This window comes from Curtobacterium sp. ME26, from assembly GCF_903970945.1.
GTDB lineage: Bacteria > Actinomycetota > Actinomycetes > Actinomycetales > Microbacteriaceae > Curtobacterium > Curtobacterium citri.
Genome location: NZ_CAJCKG010000006.1, coordinates 22,042 through 36,439, shown reverse-complemented (window position 1 = coordinate 36,439; position 14,398 = coordinate 22,042). Strand labels below are relative to the sequence as shown.

The following is a 14,398-nucleotide window of genomic DNA, read 5'->3' as shown; positions in this document are numbered from 1 at the left end:
CACCGTTCTGTAACGGTTCGTCGGCGGCCCCCGTGGTCAGCCTCCCACCAGAGAGGGCTGCCGTACACTGACTCGGACGGACATTCGGAGGAGTACGTGCCTGAAGGTGTGACCGCGGGGATCACGCTCCTCGCGAACCGCTACGAGATCGGTGACGTCATCGGTCGCGGCGGCATGGCGACGGTGCACGTGGGCACGGACACCCGGCTCGGACGCAAGGTCGCCGTCAAGCTCCTCAAGCCGAGTCTGGCGAACGACCCCGCCTTCCGGATCCGCTTCCGGCAGGAGGCACAGGCCGCCGCCCGCATGGCGCACCCGACCATCGTCCGCGTCTACGACGCCGGCGAGGAGACGGTCACCGAGCCCTCCGGCGCCGAGGTGCAGGTGCCCTACATCGTCATGGAGCACGTCGACGGCCGCGCGCTGTCCGACGTCCTCGACGACGGCCCGCTCGCCCCGGCCGAGGCGGTCCGCATCACCGAGGGCATCCTCACCGCCCTCGAGTACTCGCACCGCGCCGGCGTCGTGCACCGCGACATCAAGCCCGCGAACGTCATGGTGACGCACAGCGGCCAGGTCAAGGTCATGGACTTCGGCATCGCGCGGGCGATCACCGACACCTCCGCCACGGTCGCGCAGACGACGTCGATCCTCGGCACCGCGTCGTACTTCTCCCCGGAGCAGGCGCGCGGCGAGACCGTCGATGCCCGGACGGACCTCTACTCCACGGGCGTGGTGCTCTTCGAGCTCCTGACCGGCCGACCGCCGTTCACCGGCGACTCGCCGGTCGCCGTCGCCTACCAGCACGTCAGCGAGCAGCCGGTCGCCCCGTCGACCCTCTCGCCGGACGTGTCCCCGGCACTCGACGCCGTGACGCTGCACGCCATGGTGAAGGACCGCACCCGGCGGTTCCAGAACGCCGCCGAGTTCCGGACCGACCTGCAGCAGGCCGCCGCCGGTCGGGTCCCCGTCTCGACGCGCACGCTCCAGCAGAACGCCGCGCACGACGCCTCGACCATGCTGTTCGGCGTCAACCCGCGCACGACGTCCAACCCGGCCGTCGCCTTCCGCGAGCTCGACGACGACACCGCGGAACACCGTCCGCAGCGCACGCAGAACCGTCCGCCGGTCGCGTGGATCTGGCTCGGCATCATCCTCACCGCCGCGGTCATCGCCGGCGTCGTCTTCTTCGTCGCCAACCTCCAGCCGGGCAAGGCCCCCGTGTCGTCGTCCGTGTCGGTGCCGAACGTCGTCGGTGCCACGTGGGACTCCGCGCGCGGCGAGCTCGAGAAGCGCGACCTCGGCGCCGTGGAGGTCGGCGAGAACTCCGACGACGTCGCGAAGGACACCGTGATCCGCACGGAGCCCGGCTCCGGCACCAACGTCGCCCGCAACCAGAGCATCCGCGTGGTGGTGTCGCTCGGACCGGAGCAGGTCGCCGTGCCCGACGTGGCGAAGCAGAGCCAGGACGCGGCCCAGCAGGCACTCGAGGCAGCGGGCTTCGAGGTCGGCGCGATCAACTCCGACTACTCACCGGACGTGCCGGAGGGCACGGTCATGAGCACCGACCCGGCGAGCAGCACGCAGCTCGAGAAGGGCTCCGTCGTCAACCTGACGGTGTCGAACGGCAAGGTCCGGCTGCCGAACGTCACGCAGCAGCCGATCTCGGCGGCGAACACGACGCTCGCGAACCTCGGGCTCGACGTGCAGGCGTCGCCGACCTACACCTGCACGGGCAACACGGTGACGCAGCAGAGCGCCCCGGAGGGTGACATCGCCCAGGGCAGCACGGTCGTCCTCACCTACTGCGCCGCTCCGGTTCGGCAGCCGTCGCAGCAGCCGTCGGCACCCGCGCAGGACGGCGGCCAGGGCAACGGTGGTCAGGGTGACGGCGGCCAGGGCGGCGGCGACCAGGGCGGCGACGGGCAGTAGTCCGCGCACGCTGTCGCGACCGCTCGGTCCGGCCGGGAGGCACGGCTCGCGCCCGCCCCGCCGGTCCGGCGTGGTCAGCCGGTACCGTCCCCCGCCGCGCACCTCTCGCGCGATCGTCGCGCCCCGGACGCGCTGCTGTCGCAGGCGGTCGGTGCGCTCAGGCGCGGTGCTCGGCGATCAGCGGGTTGAGCGCGGCCGCCCGCTCCGCGGCGCCCTCGAGACCGGTGGTCTCGAGCCAGTTGCCGACCATCCGGTAGCCGCCCTCGGTGAGGACCGACTCGGGGTGGAACTGGACCCCGTAGAGCGGGTGGTCCCGGTGCTCGACGCCCATGATGACGCCGCCGCCGGTCCGGGCGGTCACGGTGAGCTCGTCGGGCACGGTGCCGTCGACGATCGCGAGCGAGTGGTAGCGGGTCGCCGTGAAGGGGTGCGGCACCCCCGTGAACAGCACGCTGTCGTCGTGGTCGACCTGCGACGTCTTGCCGTGCATGAGCTCCTCGGCGTGCGTCACCGTCGCCCCGAGGGCCTCGGCGATGGCCTGGTGCCCGAGGCAGACCCCGAGCAGGGGCTTCTCCACCGCCATCGCGGCGTGCACGGTCGGGATGGACAGGCCGGCGTCCGCGGGTGTGCCGGGCCCCGGGGAGAGCAGCACGCCGTCGTAGTCGGCGATGCGCTCGGCGATCTCGTCCTCGGCGAAGGCGTCGTTGCGCACGACGTCGGTCTCGGCGCCGAGCTGCTGCACGTACCCGTTCAGCGTGTAGACGAAGCTGTCGTAGTTGTCGATGACGAGGATCTTGGTCATGGTCGGATCACCGTACTCGTGGGGGATGTGCGCAGGCTCCTGAGGGTCTTCCCACACACGCGGTCACGGTAGGATACCGGCCATGGCCAAGGACAAGGACCGCACCAAGCCCGCCCGGAGGACCCGAGCCGACTCGGTCGACACGGCGGGTGACCAGCCCAACCCCGTGTGGTTCAAGCCGGTCATGTTCGGCTTCATGCTCGTCGGCCTCGCGTGGGTGATCGTCTTCTACATCTCGAACACGACCCTGCCGGTGCCGACCCTCGGTTCCTGGAACATCCTCATCGGCTTCGGCATCATGTTCGTCGGGTTCCTCATGACCACCCGGTGGCGCTGACCCTCTCCGACCACCACACGCCCGTCGTACCCCTCGGTACGGCGGGCGTCGTCGTTCCGGCCTCGATCGCGCTCTCCACAGGGTCGCGGTCGCTGATGCACGCTCGTCCACACCAGAACGGTGGCTTGTCCACAGTTCTCCACACATTCCACACGGTCATCCACATCCCGGCCCCCGAGTTATCCACAGCGGAGTCCACAGTGGGGATAATCACATTGGTGTAACTCACCGAGTTGTCCCCAGTTGTGGAGAACTCGCGCCCGAGGTGTGGAGAACGAACGAACGCCCCGCTCCACCGAGTGGTGGAGCGGGGCGTTCGAGGAGCCGTGCGGCCGATCAGCCGATCACGTAGCCGCCGACGGTGAGGTACGCGGCGCCGATGCCGGCGACGAGCACCACCGCTTCGGCCACGAGCAGGCCGACCTGCAGCCGGCGCTGCCGGATGTTCCGGGTCTTCGAGAACACGAACCCCGTGACGAACCCGAGGACGATCCCGCCGACGTGCGCCTGCCAGGAGATGTTCGCCCCGGGCAGGAAGCCGAGCAGCAGGTTGAGGCCCATGATGACCAGGAGCTGCACGGCGTTGTTGCCGAGGCTCCGCTGGATCACGAAGAACGCCGCGAACAGCCCGAAGATCGCACCAGAGGCCCCGACGACCGGCGTCCCCGGCGTCAACAGGGAGACGGCGAGGTCGCCACCGAGCCCGGCCAGGAAGTACAGCGCCAGGAAGCGCCACGTGCCGAGCAGGTTCTCGAGCATCCGCCCGAAGATGAACACCGCGAGCATGTTGAAGGCGATGTGCAGGAACGAGGAGTGCACGAACAGGCCGGTGACGAGGCGCCACGGCTGCGTGCCCACCAGCGGCGTCCAGTAGGCCAACCACTGGTTGACGAGGCCGCCGGAGAGCAGGTTCACCAACCAGATGACGACGGAGACGGCGATGATCACCACGGTCGCCTTCTGGTCGACCATCGCGAACCGGCGCCGAGCGACCGTCAGGCTGCTCGGTGCGCCGGACGCGCGACGGTTCGACTGGAACTGCGCCCGCTGCTCACGCACGCACTCCGGACAGTGCACACCCACGGCGGCCGGCGTCTGGCACTCGGTGCAGATCGTCCGTCCGCACCGCTGGCAGAGGATGAAGCTCTGCCGGTCGGGGTGCCGGTAGCAGTAGTTCGCCCGGTCGGAGCCCTGGTCGGTCACCGAGTTCAGACGTCCTCGACGTCGATGCTCTCGATGACGACGTCGTCGACGGGCTTGTCGCGACCGTCGGTCGGCACGCCCTCGATCGCGTCGACGACCGCACGGGACTCGTCGTCAGCGACCACACCGAAGATGGTGTGCTTGCCCTGCAGCCACGGGGTGGCCACGGTGGTGATGAAGAACTGCGAGCCGTTCGTGCCACGACCACCCTGGATGCCGGCGTTCGCCATCGCCAGGATGTAGGGCTCCTGGAACGTGAGCTCCGGGGAGATCTCGTCGTCGAAGCGGTAGCCCGGGCCACCGATGCCCTGGCCCAGGGGGTCGCCGCCCTGGATCATGAAGTCCTTGATGATGCGGTGGAAGACGACACCGTCGTAGAGCTTGTCGGTCGAGACCTTGCCCGTGCCGGGGTGCGTCCACTCCTGCTTGCCGGTCGCGAGGTCGACGAAGTTCTTGACGGTCTTCGGAGCGTGGTTGCCGAACAGGTTGACGCGGACGTCGCCCTTGTTCGTGTGGATCGTTGCGACAGCGGTGTGCAGAGACATGTGTCGATTCTCGCATGTACTCCCGACGGTGACACGGATCACACAGCCGACGATCCGTGACCTGTCAGGGTGCTCGGTGGCAGGATGGGGGTCACGCCGTTCCGATGGAGGTACCAGATGACGACGATCGAGATCCCGCGCAAGCGTCGGAAGCAGATCAAGAAGCTCAAGGGCAAGACCGCCTCGCTCCTCGGCGAGCAGCGCAAGGTCCTCGAGCACGCGAACGCGATCCTCGCCGAGGCCCGCTCGCACGCAGCAGACGCAGCTCGCAAGGACATCGCACCGCGTGTCCAGAACGCGATCGACAACGGCATCCGCCCCGCGGTCGCCACCGGTGTGCACGCCGCGACGTCGGCCGCGCAGAGCGCCTCGCACCGCTTCCAGACCGAGGTCGTCCCCGGTCTCGTCGCGACCGCCGGCTCCGTGCTGAGCGTGAAGGACCTGGCGAAGGACCCGCGCGTCAAGAAGATCGTGAAGGAAGCCCAGAAGAAGGGCAAGAAGGCTGGCAAGGTCGCGGCGAAGTACACGCCCGGCCACCAGAAGAAGGGGCTGGGCTTCGGCGGGGTCGCCCTGATCGTCGTCGGCGTGGTCGCCGTCGCCGGTGCCGCCTACGCCGCGTACCAGACGCTCCGCGCCGACGACGACCTCTGGGTCGCCGACGACGCCGACTCGGCGGAGAAGCCCGCCGCCTGACCTCCCGGTTCGATCGAAGGGCCCCGGCACTGCGCCGGGGCCCTTCGTCGTCCCGCGCCGGCCCGCCCGCCGCCGCGAGCGGGCACTTTCCGTCACTCTCAGCAGCCTTCGCCGACAGATCGCGCCCGCCCGGCGTCACGCTCGCGGCACGTCCTGCCCGCTCGGCGACTGGACAACCGGATACCCGGGCCGAGGACCCGAGTTGCGCGCCACCGCCGAGACCGCCGTGAGCGGGCCTCTTCCGCATCGCTCGGCGGTCGACGGCGACGGGAACCGCCCGCTCGGCGCCACGCACGCGGCATGTCCTGCCCGCTCGGCGCGAGATCACCCGCCCGGCTTCCGTGGGAGCCGTGGCAAGGCGCAGTGCACGACGCTCGCCTCATCGGACCGGCCTCTGCGGCGCACGGGCGACGACCCGTCGGACGGGAGGCGCACTGCACCCCCGCCACGCGCCTCCCGTCCGGCGCACCGCACCACAGACGCGCCCGCATGCACCCCGCGAGGTCCCGGAACACGCCGCCCGGACGCCGTCCGGGTCCCACGGAGAGCCCGCCAGCCGCGCGAGATGCCGTCATTGCGGAACCCGGGGCGCCCCACCGGAGCGGCCGCCACCACCACGAAGCGGAGCGGAGCAGCGCGAGCACACGACGAAGCCCCCGGGGCCACGACGTGGCACCCGGGGGCTTGCGGGAGTGGAGCCTGGGAGAATCGAACTCCCGACATCCTGCTTGCAAAGCAGGCGCTCTACCAACTGAGCTAAGGCCCCGTTCGGGCCAGCGTACCGGCCCCGGAGGGAAGTGGTGGGGCTACAAGGACTTGAACCTTGGACCTCTTCGTTATCAGCGAAGCGCTCTAACCGCCTGAGCTATAGCCCCTCAGACCGGATGAAAGCCTACCCCAACGATCCCGCAGAACGAAATCGAGCGGTGGGAACCCATCCGGCCGGGTGTGTCAGTTGTTCGTGAAGCCCACGAGCAGCCCGCCCGTGATCCGCACACTGAGGTTGTAGAGCACGCTCACGATCGCGCCGAGCACGGTGCCGACGACCACGTTGAGGATGCCGACCACGACGGAGAACCCGAGGACCTGCCCGAGGGAGAACTGGTCCATGATCGAGTAACCACTTTGCCCGGTCACGTCCCGCAGCAGGGCGTCGATCTGCGTGAACACGCCCGTCTGGTTGAGGATGACCCACACCAGCGCCGTCGCGACGACGATCACGATCGACCCGGCGAGGGCGATGAGGAAGCTGAGCTTCACCATCGACCAGAAGTCGAGGTACACCAGCCGCAGACGGACCTGACGGGTGCCGACGGGCCGCTTCGCCTTCTTCTGGAGCTTCTCGGCGACACTACTCATTGTTCGACTGGTCCTCTCCGGCCTCGTCCTCGACAGGCTCGGTGTCGGCGGGGTCGGCGGGTTCCGGGGCCGCTTCGTCAGGGCTGACCGTCTCCACCGGGCCCGCAGGCTCGATCTCGGCGTCGTCCTGGTCGTCCAGGTTCCGCTCACTGTTCCGAGCCACCGCGATGATCCGGTCGTTCTCCGCGAACCTCGCGAAGACCACACCCATCGTGTCGCGACCCTTGGCGGGCACCTCGGACACGGAGGACCTTACCACCTTGCCCGATTGCAGCACGACGAGCACCTCGTCGTCCGCGCCGACGATGAGCGCCCCGACGAGGTCGCCCCGGTCGGCCGCGAGCTTGGCGACCTTGATGCCGAGGCCACCACGGCCCTGGACCCGGTAGTGCTCGACGGCGGTGCGCTTGGCGTACCCGCCCTCGGTCATCACCCAGACGTAGCCGTCGTCCGAGACCACCCGGGCCGCGAGGAGCGCGTCGTCGCCGCGGAAGGACATGCCCTTCACGCCGGAGGTCGAGCGACCCATCGGGCGCAGGGTGTCGTTCGTCGCGGTGAAGCGGAGCGACATGCCGTGCTTCGACACGAGGAGCAGGTCGTCGGTCTCGTCGACCAGCAGCGCCTGGACGAGCTTGTCGCCCTCGCGGAGGTTGATCGCGATGATGCCGCCGGTGCGGTTCGTGTCGTACTCGGTCAGCGCGGTCTTCTTGACGAGGCCCTGCTCGGTCGCGAGGACGAGGTACTGCGCGGCCTCGTAGTCACGGATGTCGAGCACCTGCTGGATCTGCTCGTCGGGCTGCATCGCGAGCAGGTTGGCGACGTGCTGCCCCTTGGCGTCACGGCTCGCCTCCTGCAGCTCGTACGCCTTGGCCCGGTAGACGCGGCCCTGGTCGGTCAGGAACAGCAGCCAGTGGTGCGTCGTCGTGACGAAGAAGTGCTCGACGATGTCGTCCGCACGGAGCTGGGCACCCTTGACCCCACGACCACCGCGGTGCTGCGAGCGGTAGTTGTCGCTGCGCGTGCGCTTGACGTACCCGCCGCGGGTGATGGTGACGACCATCTCCTCCTCGGGGATGAGGTCCTCGATCGACATGTCGCCGTCGTAGCCGAGCATGATCTCGCTGCGACGGTCGTCGCCGAAGCGGTTGACGATCTCCGCGAGCTCGTCGCCGATGATCGTGCGCTGCCGGGTCTCGGAGCCCAGGATGTCCTGGAAGTCGGCGATCTTGCGCTCGAGCTCGTCGGCCTCGTCGTGGATCTTCTGGCGCTCGAGCGCGGCCAGGCGGCGGAGCTGCAGCTCGAGGATGGCGCGGGCCTGGATCTCGTCGACCGAGAGCAGGTCCATCAGGCCGGTTCGCGCCTCCTCGACGTCGGGCGAGCGACGGATGAGCGCGATGACCTCGTCGAGGGCGTCGAGCGCCGCCAGGTAGCCGCGGAGGATGTGCGCGCGCTTCTCGGCCTCGCGCAGCCGGTACTGGGTCCGACGGACGATGACGTCGATCTGGTGGTCGACCCAGGCGGAGATGAACCCGTCGAGCGCCAGCGTGCGGGGCACACCGTCGACGATCGCGAGCATGTTCGCGCCGAAGTTCTCCTGCAGCTGCGTGTGCTTGTACAGGTTGTTCAGCACGACCTTGGCGACCGCGTCGCGCTTCAGCACGATGACGAGGCGCTGGCCGGTGCGACCCGAGGTCTCGTCGCGGATGTCGGCGATGCCGGAGAGCTTGCCGTCCTTCACGCCCTCGGCGATGCGGATCGCGAGGTTGTCTGGGTTGACCTGGTACGGCAGCTCGGTGACGACCAGGCACGTGCGGCCCTGGATCTCCTCGACGTTCACGACGGCACGCATCGTGATCGAGCCACGGCCCGTGCGGTAGGCGTCCTGGATGCCCTTCGTGCCGAGGATCTGCGCCCCGGTCGGGAAGTCCGGGCCCTTGATGCGCTGCATGAGCGCGCCGAGGAGCTCCTCGCGCGTCGCGTCCGGGTGGGCGAGCGCCCACTGCGCGCCCTCGGCGACCTCGCGGAGGTTGTGCGGCGGGATGTTCGTCGCCATGCCGACCGCGATGCCGACCGACCCGTTGACGAGCAGGTTCGGGAAGCGGGCCGGCAGGATCGCCGGCTCCTGGGTGCGGCCGTCGTAGTTGTCCTGGAAGTCGACGGTGTCCTCGTCGATGTCCCGGACCATCTCCATGGCGAGCGGCGCCATCTTGGTCTCGGTGTACCGCGGGGCCGCGGCGCCGTCGTTGCCCGGGGAACCGAAGTTGCCCTGGCCGAGCGCGAGCGGGTAGCGGAGCGACCACGGCTGCACGAGGCGGACGAGCGCGTCGTAGATCGCGCTGTCACCGTGCGGGTGGAACTGACCCATGACGTCGCCGACGACACGGGAGCACTTCGAGAACGCCCGGTCCGGCCGGTAGCCGCCGTCGAACATCGCGTAGATCACGCGCCGGTGCACCGGCTTCAGGCCGTCGCGGACCTCCGGCAGCGCACGACCGACGATGACGGACATCGCGTAGTCGAGGTACGACCGCTGCATCTCGAGCTGCAGGTCGACCTGCGAGATGCGGTCGCCGGAGACGACGATGTCCCCGCTGTCGCCGTGCACGATCTCGGGCTGCTCGTCGGCGCCGTTCTCGTTCTCGTCAGCCATTGGCTTGCGTTCCCTTTCTGACGGCCTGGAGGCCGTGGTGACGTTCGTCGCGGTGGGCGCGACCACAGGTGGTCCGGACCGGGACGCGCGGCTGGCACCGCGCCTCCCGTCCGGCTCGAGACGGGGACCCGGGTCAGATGTCCAGGAAGCGGACGTCCTTCGCGTTCTGCTGGATGAACTGGCGTCGTGACTCGACGTCCTCACCCATCAGGGTCGCGAAGACACTGTCGACCGCGGCGGCGTCCTCGAGGGTGACCTGCAGGAGCGTGCGGGTGTCCGGGTTCATCGTGGTGTCCCAGAGCTCCTTGTAGTCCATCTCGCCGAGACCCTTGTAGCGCTGGATCCCGTTGTCCTTCGGGATGCGCTTGCCGGCCGCCAGGCCGGACGCCATCAGGGCGTCGCGCTCCCGGTCGCTGAAGACGTACTCGTGCGCGGAGTTCGACCACTTCAGGCGGTACAGCGGCGGCTGTGCGAGGTACACGTAGCCGCGCTCGATGAGCGGCCGCATGTAGCGGAACAGCAGCGTCAGGAGCAGCGTCGTGATGTGCTGGCCGTCGACGTCCGCGTCGGCCATGAGCACGATCTTGTGGTACCGGGCCTTGTCCGGGTCGAAGTCCTCGCCGATGCCGGCGCCGAACGCCGTGATCATCGACTGGATCTCCTGGTTCGCGAGTGCGCGGTCCAGGCGGGCCTTCTCGACGTTGAGGATCTTGCCGCGCAGCGGCAGGATCGCCTGCGTCATCGGGTTGCGGCCCTGCACCGCGGAACCGCCGGCGGAGTCACCCTCGACCATGAAGATCTCCGACAGCGTCGGGTCCTTCGACTGGCAGTCCTTGAGCTTGCCGGGCATGCCGCCCGACTCGAGCAGACCCTTGCGCCGGGTGGTCTCGCGGGCCTTGCGCGCGGCGAGCCGGGCCTGCGAGGCCTGGATCGCCTTCCGCACGACGTCGCGCGCCTGCGCCGGGTTGCTCTCGAACCAGTGGGTGAGCTCGGTGCCGACGACGCGCTGCACGAAGGACTTCGCCTCGGTGTTGCCGAGCTTCGTCTTCGTCTGGCCCTCGAACTGCGGCTCACCGAGCTTCACGGAGATGACGGCCGTCAGGCCTTCGCGGATGTCGTCACCCGTGAGGTTGTCGTCCTTCTCCTTGATGATCTTCGTCTCGCGGGCGTACCGGTTGACGAGGCTCGTCAGCGCAGCGCGGAAGCCCTCCTCGTGGGTGCCGCCCTCGTGCGTGTTGATCGTGTTCGCGAAGGTGTGGACGCTCTCCTGGTACGAGGTGTTCCACTGCATCGCGAGCTCGAGCGCGATCTTCCGCTCGGTGTCCTCGGCCTCGATCGCGATGACGTCCGGGTGGACGAGGTCCGCCTTCTTCTGCGCGTTGAGGTACTCGACGTAGTCGGGGAGCCCGCGCTCGTAGCGGAAGGAGTCCTTCCGTGCGTCCTCGCCCTCGTCCGGGGTGCGCTCGTCGGTGAGGTTGATGCGGAGGCCCTTGTTGAGGAAGGCCATCTGCTGGAAGCGTGTGCGGAGCGTCTCGTAGTCGAACTCGACGGTCTCGAAGATGTCGGCGTTCGGCCAGAACGTGATCGTCGTGCCGGTGGTTTCGGTCGCCTCGTCCTGGGAGACCGGTGCGACCGGGACGCCGTCGGTGTAGCTCTGGCGCCAGACGCTGCCCTGCCGGCGGACCTCGACGTCGAGCTCCGAGCTCAGGGCGTTCACGACCGAGGAACCGACGCCGTGCAGACCACCGGAGACCGCGTAGCCGCCCCCGCCGAACTTGCCGCCGGCGTGCAGGACGGTCAGCACGACCTGGAGCGTCGAGACGCCCTCGGCCGCGTGCACGTCGACCGGGATGCCGCGGCCGTTGTCGACGACGCGGACGCCGCCGTCCTCACGGATCGTGACGTCGATGGTGTCGCAGTACCCGGCGAGGGCCTCGTCCACGGAGTTGTCGACGATCTCCTGCACCAGGTGGTGGAGACCGCGCGGACCGGTGGAACCGATGTACATACCGGGGCGCTTGCGGACGGCCTCGAGTCCCTCCAGCACCTGAATCTGGTCTGCGCCGTACGATGGTTCCGTCGGTGGGGCCTGCTCGGTCTCGTCCTGCGGGATCGTCCGGTCGTCGTCAGATTCTGATGTCATGTCGGGATTGCTCCTGCCTGCGCGCGGAACGCCCGCACACTGCACTCGCCAGTCTACCGCAGCGACCCCCGCCCCCGGGGCTGATTCCGCCGCTGGACGGGAGTTCTTCGTCCCCGAGGACGATTTCGTCCCGTCAACCGTAGGTGTCGCGAGGACCGCGCCCCTGGACGGTCCTGGGGCCGCGTTTCCAGGTGGGGACGTCCGGCCCGGAAACCCGGATGGACTGCACGCCGGCCTCGGGGTGCCGTTCGGCGATCGTCGTCGTGACCGTCGCGCGCATGAGCCGGAGCTGCGTCGCCCAGGCCGTCGAGTCGCAGCGGATCACGAGCGCACCGTCGTCGATCGTCATCGGGCGGGAGTGCTTCGCGAGCTCCTCGCCGACCACCGCGGGCCAGTCGACGAACAGCTCGGAGCGGGCGAGCGGCTCCGTCCAGCCGAGCTCCTGGGCGAGGGAACCGACGACGTCGCCGAGTCCGCGCGGTTCGCGCCCGGAGCCGTAGGGGACGGTGTCGGCGTCGAGTTCGCGGGAGCGCCGGCGTCGAGCGTCGACGGTGCGCAGGGACGGGTCGCCGAGGACGGCCCGCAGGTGTCGGTAGACCCGTGCGGGCTCGGTGGGCCGCCACGGCTTCGGCATCAGGCGTCCACCTCGTCGGTCACGATCGTGCCCGCCTCGATCCGGACCGTGTGCGCCGCGAGCTGCGGGGGCACGTCGCCGAACACGGCCGCGGTGATGAGCACCTGCTCGTAGTCCGCGACCGCGCCGGCGAGGCGTTCCCGGCGCGACTCGTCGAGCTCGGCGAAGACGTCGTCGAGGATGATGATCGGGTCGCCGAGCGTCGACTCGGCGCGGAGCACCGCGGCGCTGGCGAGCTGCACGGCGAGTGCGAACGACCAGGACTCGCCGTGACTCGCGTACCCGCGGGCGGGTAACCCGTTCAGCTCGAAGAGCACGTCGTCCCGGTGGGGTCCGACGAGGGTCAGGCCGCGGTCCAGCTCGTCGCGTCGGCGGCGCTCGAGCGCCGCGCGGAACGCTTCGGCCGCGGCGGCCACGGACACGGGCTCCTCCGGGGTCCCGAGGACCGGGTCGGTCGCGCCGGCGTCCTCGGGGTCCCCGCCGCGGATGCTCAGCACGCCTGCGATCGTGGCCTCGTGCCGCTCGCCCGCCACGGTCGCGTAGGCGTCCGTCACGAACGGGGCGAGCCGTCGGGTCAGGTGGTCGCGCGCCGCGACGATCTCGGAGCCGAACGCCACGAGCCGGTCGTCCCAGACGTCGAGCGTCGCGAGCGACCCGGCGCGGGCACCGGTGGCACGGGCCGACTTCAGCAGGGTGTTGCGCTGCCGGAGCGTCCGGTCGTAGTCGGCGAGCACGCCCTGCATCCGCGGGGCGATCTGGCCGAGGAGCTCGTCGAGCATCCGGCGGCGGCCTGACGGTTCACCGCGGACGAGCGCCAGGTCCTCGGGCGCGAAGAGCACGCTCGTGCAGTACCGCGGGAGTTCCCGGGGCTTGATCGCCGCGCGGTTCACCTGCGCGCGGTTCGAGCCCGTCCGGTTGATCTGGACCTCGGCGAGGATGCTGCGGTCCTCGTGCGCCAGGCGCGCGCGGACGATCGCCGCGTCGCAGCCCTGGCGGACGAGGGCGGCGTCCGTCGGCACGCGGTGCGACCCGAGGGTGGAGAGGTAGCCGATGGCCTCGACCAGGTTGGTCTTGCCCTGCCCGTTCCGTCCGACGAACAGGTTCGGCCCGCGTGCGAGGTCGACCTCCGCCTCCCGGTAGTTCCGGAAGTCGGTGAGTTGCAGGTGGTCGACGTGCACGCGGGCCGAGACGAGCTCAGGTGGTTACCTGAGCTACGCCTTCTTGACGGCGTGGCCGCCGAACTGGTTGCGGAGCGCCGCGACGGCCTTCATCGTCGGGGACTGGCTGCCCTGACGCGAGACGAAGCGGGCGAACATGGCCGCGGAGAGCGCGGGCATCGGCACCGCGAGCTCGATCGCCTCTTCGAGGGTCCAACGGCCCTCGCCCGAGTCGTCCACGTAGCCCTCGAGCTCGTCGAGCTTCGGGTCCTCGTTGATGGCGAGCACGAGCAGGTCGAGCAGCCAGGAGCGCACGACGGTGCCGCGCTGCCAACCGGCGAAGACCGCGGGGACGTCGTGGACGATGTCCTTGGCCTCGAGGAGCTCGTAGCCCTCGCCGTACGCCTGCATGATGGCGTACTCGATGCCGTTGTGGACCATCTTCGCGTAGTGGCCCGCGCCGACGCCGCCGGCGTGCGAGAAGCCCTCCTCGCGGGGACCCTCGGGACGCAGCGCGTCGAAGACCGGCATGGCGAACTCGACGTCCTCGGGGGCACCGCCCACCATGAGGCCGTAGCCGTTGTCCTTGCCCCAGACGCCACCGGAGACGCCGGCGTCCATGTAGCGGATGCCCTTGGCGTCGAGCTGCTTCGCGTGCACCTCGTCGTCGAGCCACTTCGAGTTGCCACCGTCGATGACGAGGTCGCCCTCGCCGAGGACCTCGGCGAGGTCGGTGATCACGTCGTGGGTGATCTTGCCGTGCGGGACCATGACCCACACGAGCTTCTTGCCCTCGGGCAGTGCGGCGGCGAGGGCGCCGAGGTCGGCGACGTCCGACACGGCGGGGTTCGCGTCGTAGCCGGTGACCTCGATGCCTGCGTTGCGGAGACGGGCACGCATGTTGTTGCCCATGCGACCGAGGCCGACAAGACCGATGTGCATG

Annotated in this window: 12 protein-coding genes and 2 tRNA genes; 3 read left to right on the top strand and 11 right to left on the bottom strand. The window is 69.6% G+C overall.

Annotation, left to right across the window (positions count from 1 at the left end):
• The first annotated feature begins 96 nt into the window (after positions 1–96).
• The gene (pknB, locus tag H7A69_RS03740; protein WP_259346072.1) at positions 97–1,932 is read left to right on the top strand and encodes a Stk1 family PASTA domain-containing Ser/Thr kinase; all 1,836 of its coding nucleotides are present in this window, start codon (positions 97–99) and stop codon (positions 1,930–1,932) included.
• Between the two features lie 157 nt (positions 1,933–2,089).
• Here the strand turns inward: pknB and H7A69_RS03735 are convergent, their stop codons facing one another.
• Positions 2,090–2,734, bottom strand: a complete 645-nt coding sequence (locus H7A69_RS03735; RefSeq protein WP_069712653.1) for an anthranilate synthase component II — start codon at positions 2,732–2,734, stop codon at positions 2,090–2,092.
• An 82-nt stretch (positions 2,735–2,816) separates the two neighbouring features.
• Here H7A69_RS03735 and H7A69_RS03730 point away from each other — a divergent pair, with 82 nt between their 5' ends.
• Positions 2,817–3,071, top strand: a complete 255-nt coding sequence (locus H7A69_RS03730) for a cell division protein CrgA (RefSeq protein ID WP_069712652.1) — start codon at positions 2,817–2,819, stop codon at positions 3,069–3,071.
• A 336-nt stretch (positions 3,072–3,407) separates the two neighbouring features.
• Here H7A69_RS03730 and H7A69_RS03725 read toward each other — a convergent pair whose 3' ends face one another.
• Both H7A69_RS03725 and H7A69_RS03720 read right to left on the bottom strand, forming a co-directional pair.
• Positions 3,408–4,274 carry a rhomboid family intramembrane serine protease gene (locus tag H7A69_RS03725; protein WP_182045854.1) on the bottom strand — a complete coding sequence of 289 codons (867 nt, stop codon included), beginning with the start codon at positions 4,272–4,274 and terminating at the stop codon, positions 3,408–3,410.
• A gap of 5 nt (positions 4,275–4,279) precedes the next feature.
• Positions 4,280–4,819, bottom strand: a complete 540-nt coding sequence (locus H7A69_RS03720) for a peptidylprolyl isomerase (RefSeq protein ID WP_069712650.1) — start codon at positions 4,817–4,819, stop codon at positions 4,280–4,282.
• 117 nt (positions 4,820–4,936) lie between these two features.
• Here H7A69_RS03720 and H7A69_RS03715 point away from each other — a divergent pair, with 117 nt between their 5' ends.
• The gene (locus H7A69_RS03715; protein WP_182045853.1) at positions 4,937–5,512 is read left to right on the top strand and encodes a hypothetical protein; all 576 of its coding nucleotides are present in this window, start codon (positions 4,937–4,939) and stop codon (positions 5,510–5,512) included.
• A gap of 693 nt (positions 5,513–6,205) precedes the next feature.
• Here H7A69_RS03715 and H7A69_RS03710 read toward each other — a convergent pair.
• The 8 genes from H7A69_RS03710 to gnd all read right to left on the bottom strand — a co-directional run bounded on the left by H7A69_RS03710 (position 6,206) and on the right by gnd (position 14,397).
• A tRNA-Ala gene (locus H7A69_RS03710) sits at positions 6,206–6,278 on the bottom strand.
• Between the two features lie 32 nt (positions 6,279–6,310).
• Positions 6,311–6,387, bottom strand: a tRNA-Ile gene (locus H7A69_RS03705).
• A gap of 76 nt (positions 6,388–6,463) precedes the next feature.
• Entirely contained in the window at positions 6,464–6,871 is a 408-nt protein-coding gene (locus H7A69_RS03700; protein ID WP_182045852.1) for a DUF3566 domain-containing protein, read from the bottom strand.
• Positions 6,864–9,521 (bottom strand): DNA gyrase subunit A, encoded by a 2,658-nt coding sequence (gyrA, locus tag H7A69_RS03695; protein WP_182045851.1) that lies wholly within the window; start codon positions 9,519–9,521, stop codon positions 6,864–6,866. The genes H7A69_RS03700 and gyrA overlap by 8 nt, the downstream gene beginning before the upstream one ends.
• A 133-nt stretch (positions 9,522–9,654) precedes the next feature.
• Positions 9,655–11,664 (bottom strand): DNA topoisomerase (ATP-hydrolyzing) subunit B, encoded by a 2,010-nt coding sequence (gene gyrB, locus H7A69_RS03690; RefSeq protein ID WP_182045850.1) that lies wholly within the window; start codon positions 11,662–11,664, stop codon positions 9,655–9,657.
• A gap of 133 nt (positions 11,665–11,797) precedes the next feature.
• On the bottom strand, positions 11,798–12,298 hold the full coding sequence (locus tag H7A69_RS03685; RefSeq protein WP_182045849.1) for a DUF721 domain-containing protein: 501 nt from the start codon (positions 12,296–12,298) through the stop codon (positions 11,798–11,800).
• On the bottom strand, positions 12,298–13,476 hold the full coding sequence (gene recF / locus H7A69_RS03680) for a DNA replication/repair protein RecF (protein WP_182045848.1): 1,179 nt from the start codon (positions 13,474–13,476) through the stop codon (positions 12,298–12,300). Before recF ends, H7A69_RS03685 begins: the two co-directional genes overlap by 1 nt.
• A gap of 33 nt (positions 13,477–13,509) precedes the next feature.
• Positions 13,510–14,397 carry a phosphogluconate dehydrogenase (NAD(+)-dependent, decarboxylating) gene (gene gnd, locus H7A69_RS03675; protein WP_182045847.1) on the bottom strand — a complete coding sequence of 296 codons (888 nt, stop codon included), beginning with the start codon at positions 14,395–14,397 and terminating at the stop codon, positions 13,510–13,512.
• Position 14,398 lies beyond the last annotated feature (1 nt).

What these genes read in the sequence shown, in the direction of transcription:
- H7A69_RS03715 (WP_182045853.1), top strand. Translation starts at nt 4,937, where the DNA reads ATGACGACGATCGAGATCCCGCGCAAGCGTCGGAAGCAGATCAAGAAG.
- gyrB (WP_182045850.1), bottom strand. Translation starts at nt 11,664, where the DNA reads ATGACATCAGAATCTGACGACGACCGGACGATCCCGCAGGACGAGACC.
- gnd (WP_182045847.1), bottom strand. Translation starts at nt 14,397, where the DNA reads ATGCACATCGGTCTTGTCGGCCTCGGTCGCATGGGCAACAACATGCGT.
- H7A69_RS03685 (WP_182045849.1), bottom strand. Translation starts at nt 12,298, where the DNA reads ATGCCGAAGCCGTGGCGGCCCACCGAGCCCGCACGGGTCTACCGACAC.
- H7A69_RS03730 (WP_069712652.1), top strand. Translation starts at nt 2,817, where the DNA reads ATGGCCAAGGACAAGGACCGCACCAAGCCCGCCCGGAGGACCCGAGCC.
- gyrA (WP_182045851.1), bottom strand. Translation starts at nt 9,521, where the DNA reads ATGGCTGACGAGAACGAGAACGGCGCCGACGAGCAGCCCGAGATCGTG.
- H7A69_RS03720 (WP_069712650.1), bottom strand. Translation starts at nt 4,819, where the DNA reads ATGTCTCTGCACACCGCTGTCGCAACGATCCACACGAACAAGGGCGAC.
- H7A69_RS03700 (WP_182045852.1), bottom strand. Translation starts at nt 6,871, where the DNA reads ATGAGTAGTGTCGCCGAGAAGCTCCAGAAGAAGGCGAAGCGGCCCGTC.
- H7A69_RS03735 (WP_069712653.1), bottom strand. Translation starts at nt 2,734, where the DNA reads ATGACCAAGATCCTCGTCATCGACAACTACGACAGCTTCGTCTACACG.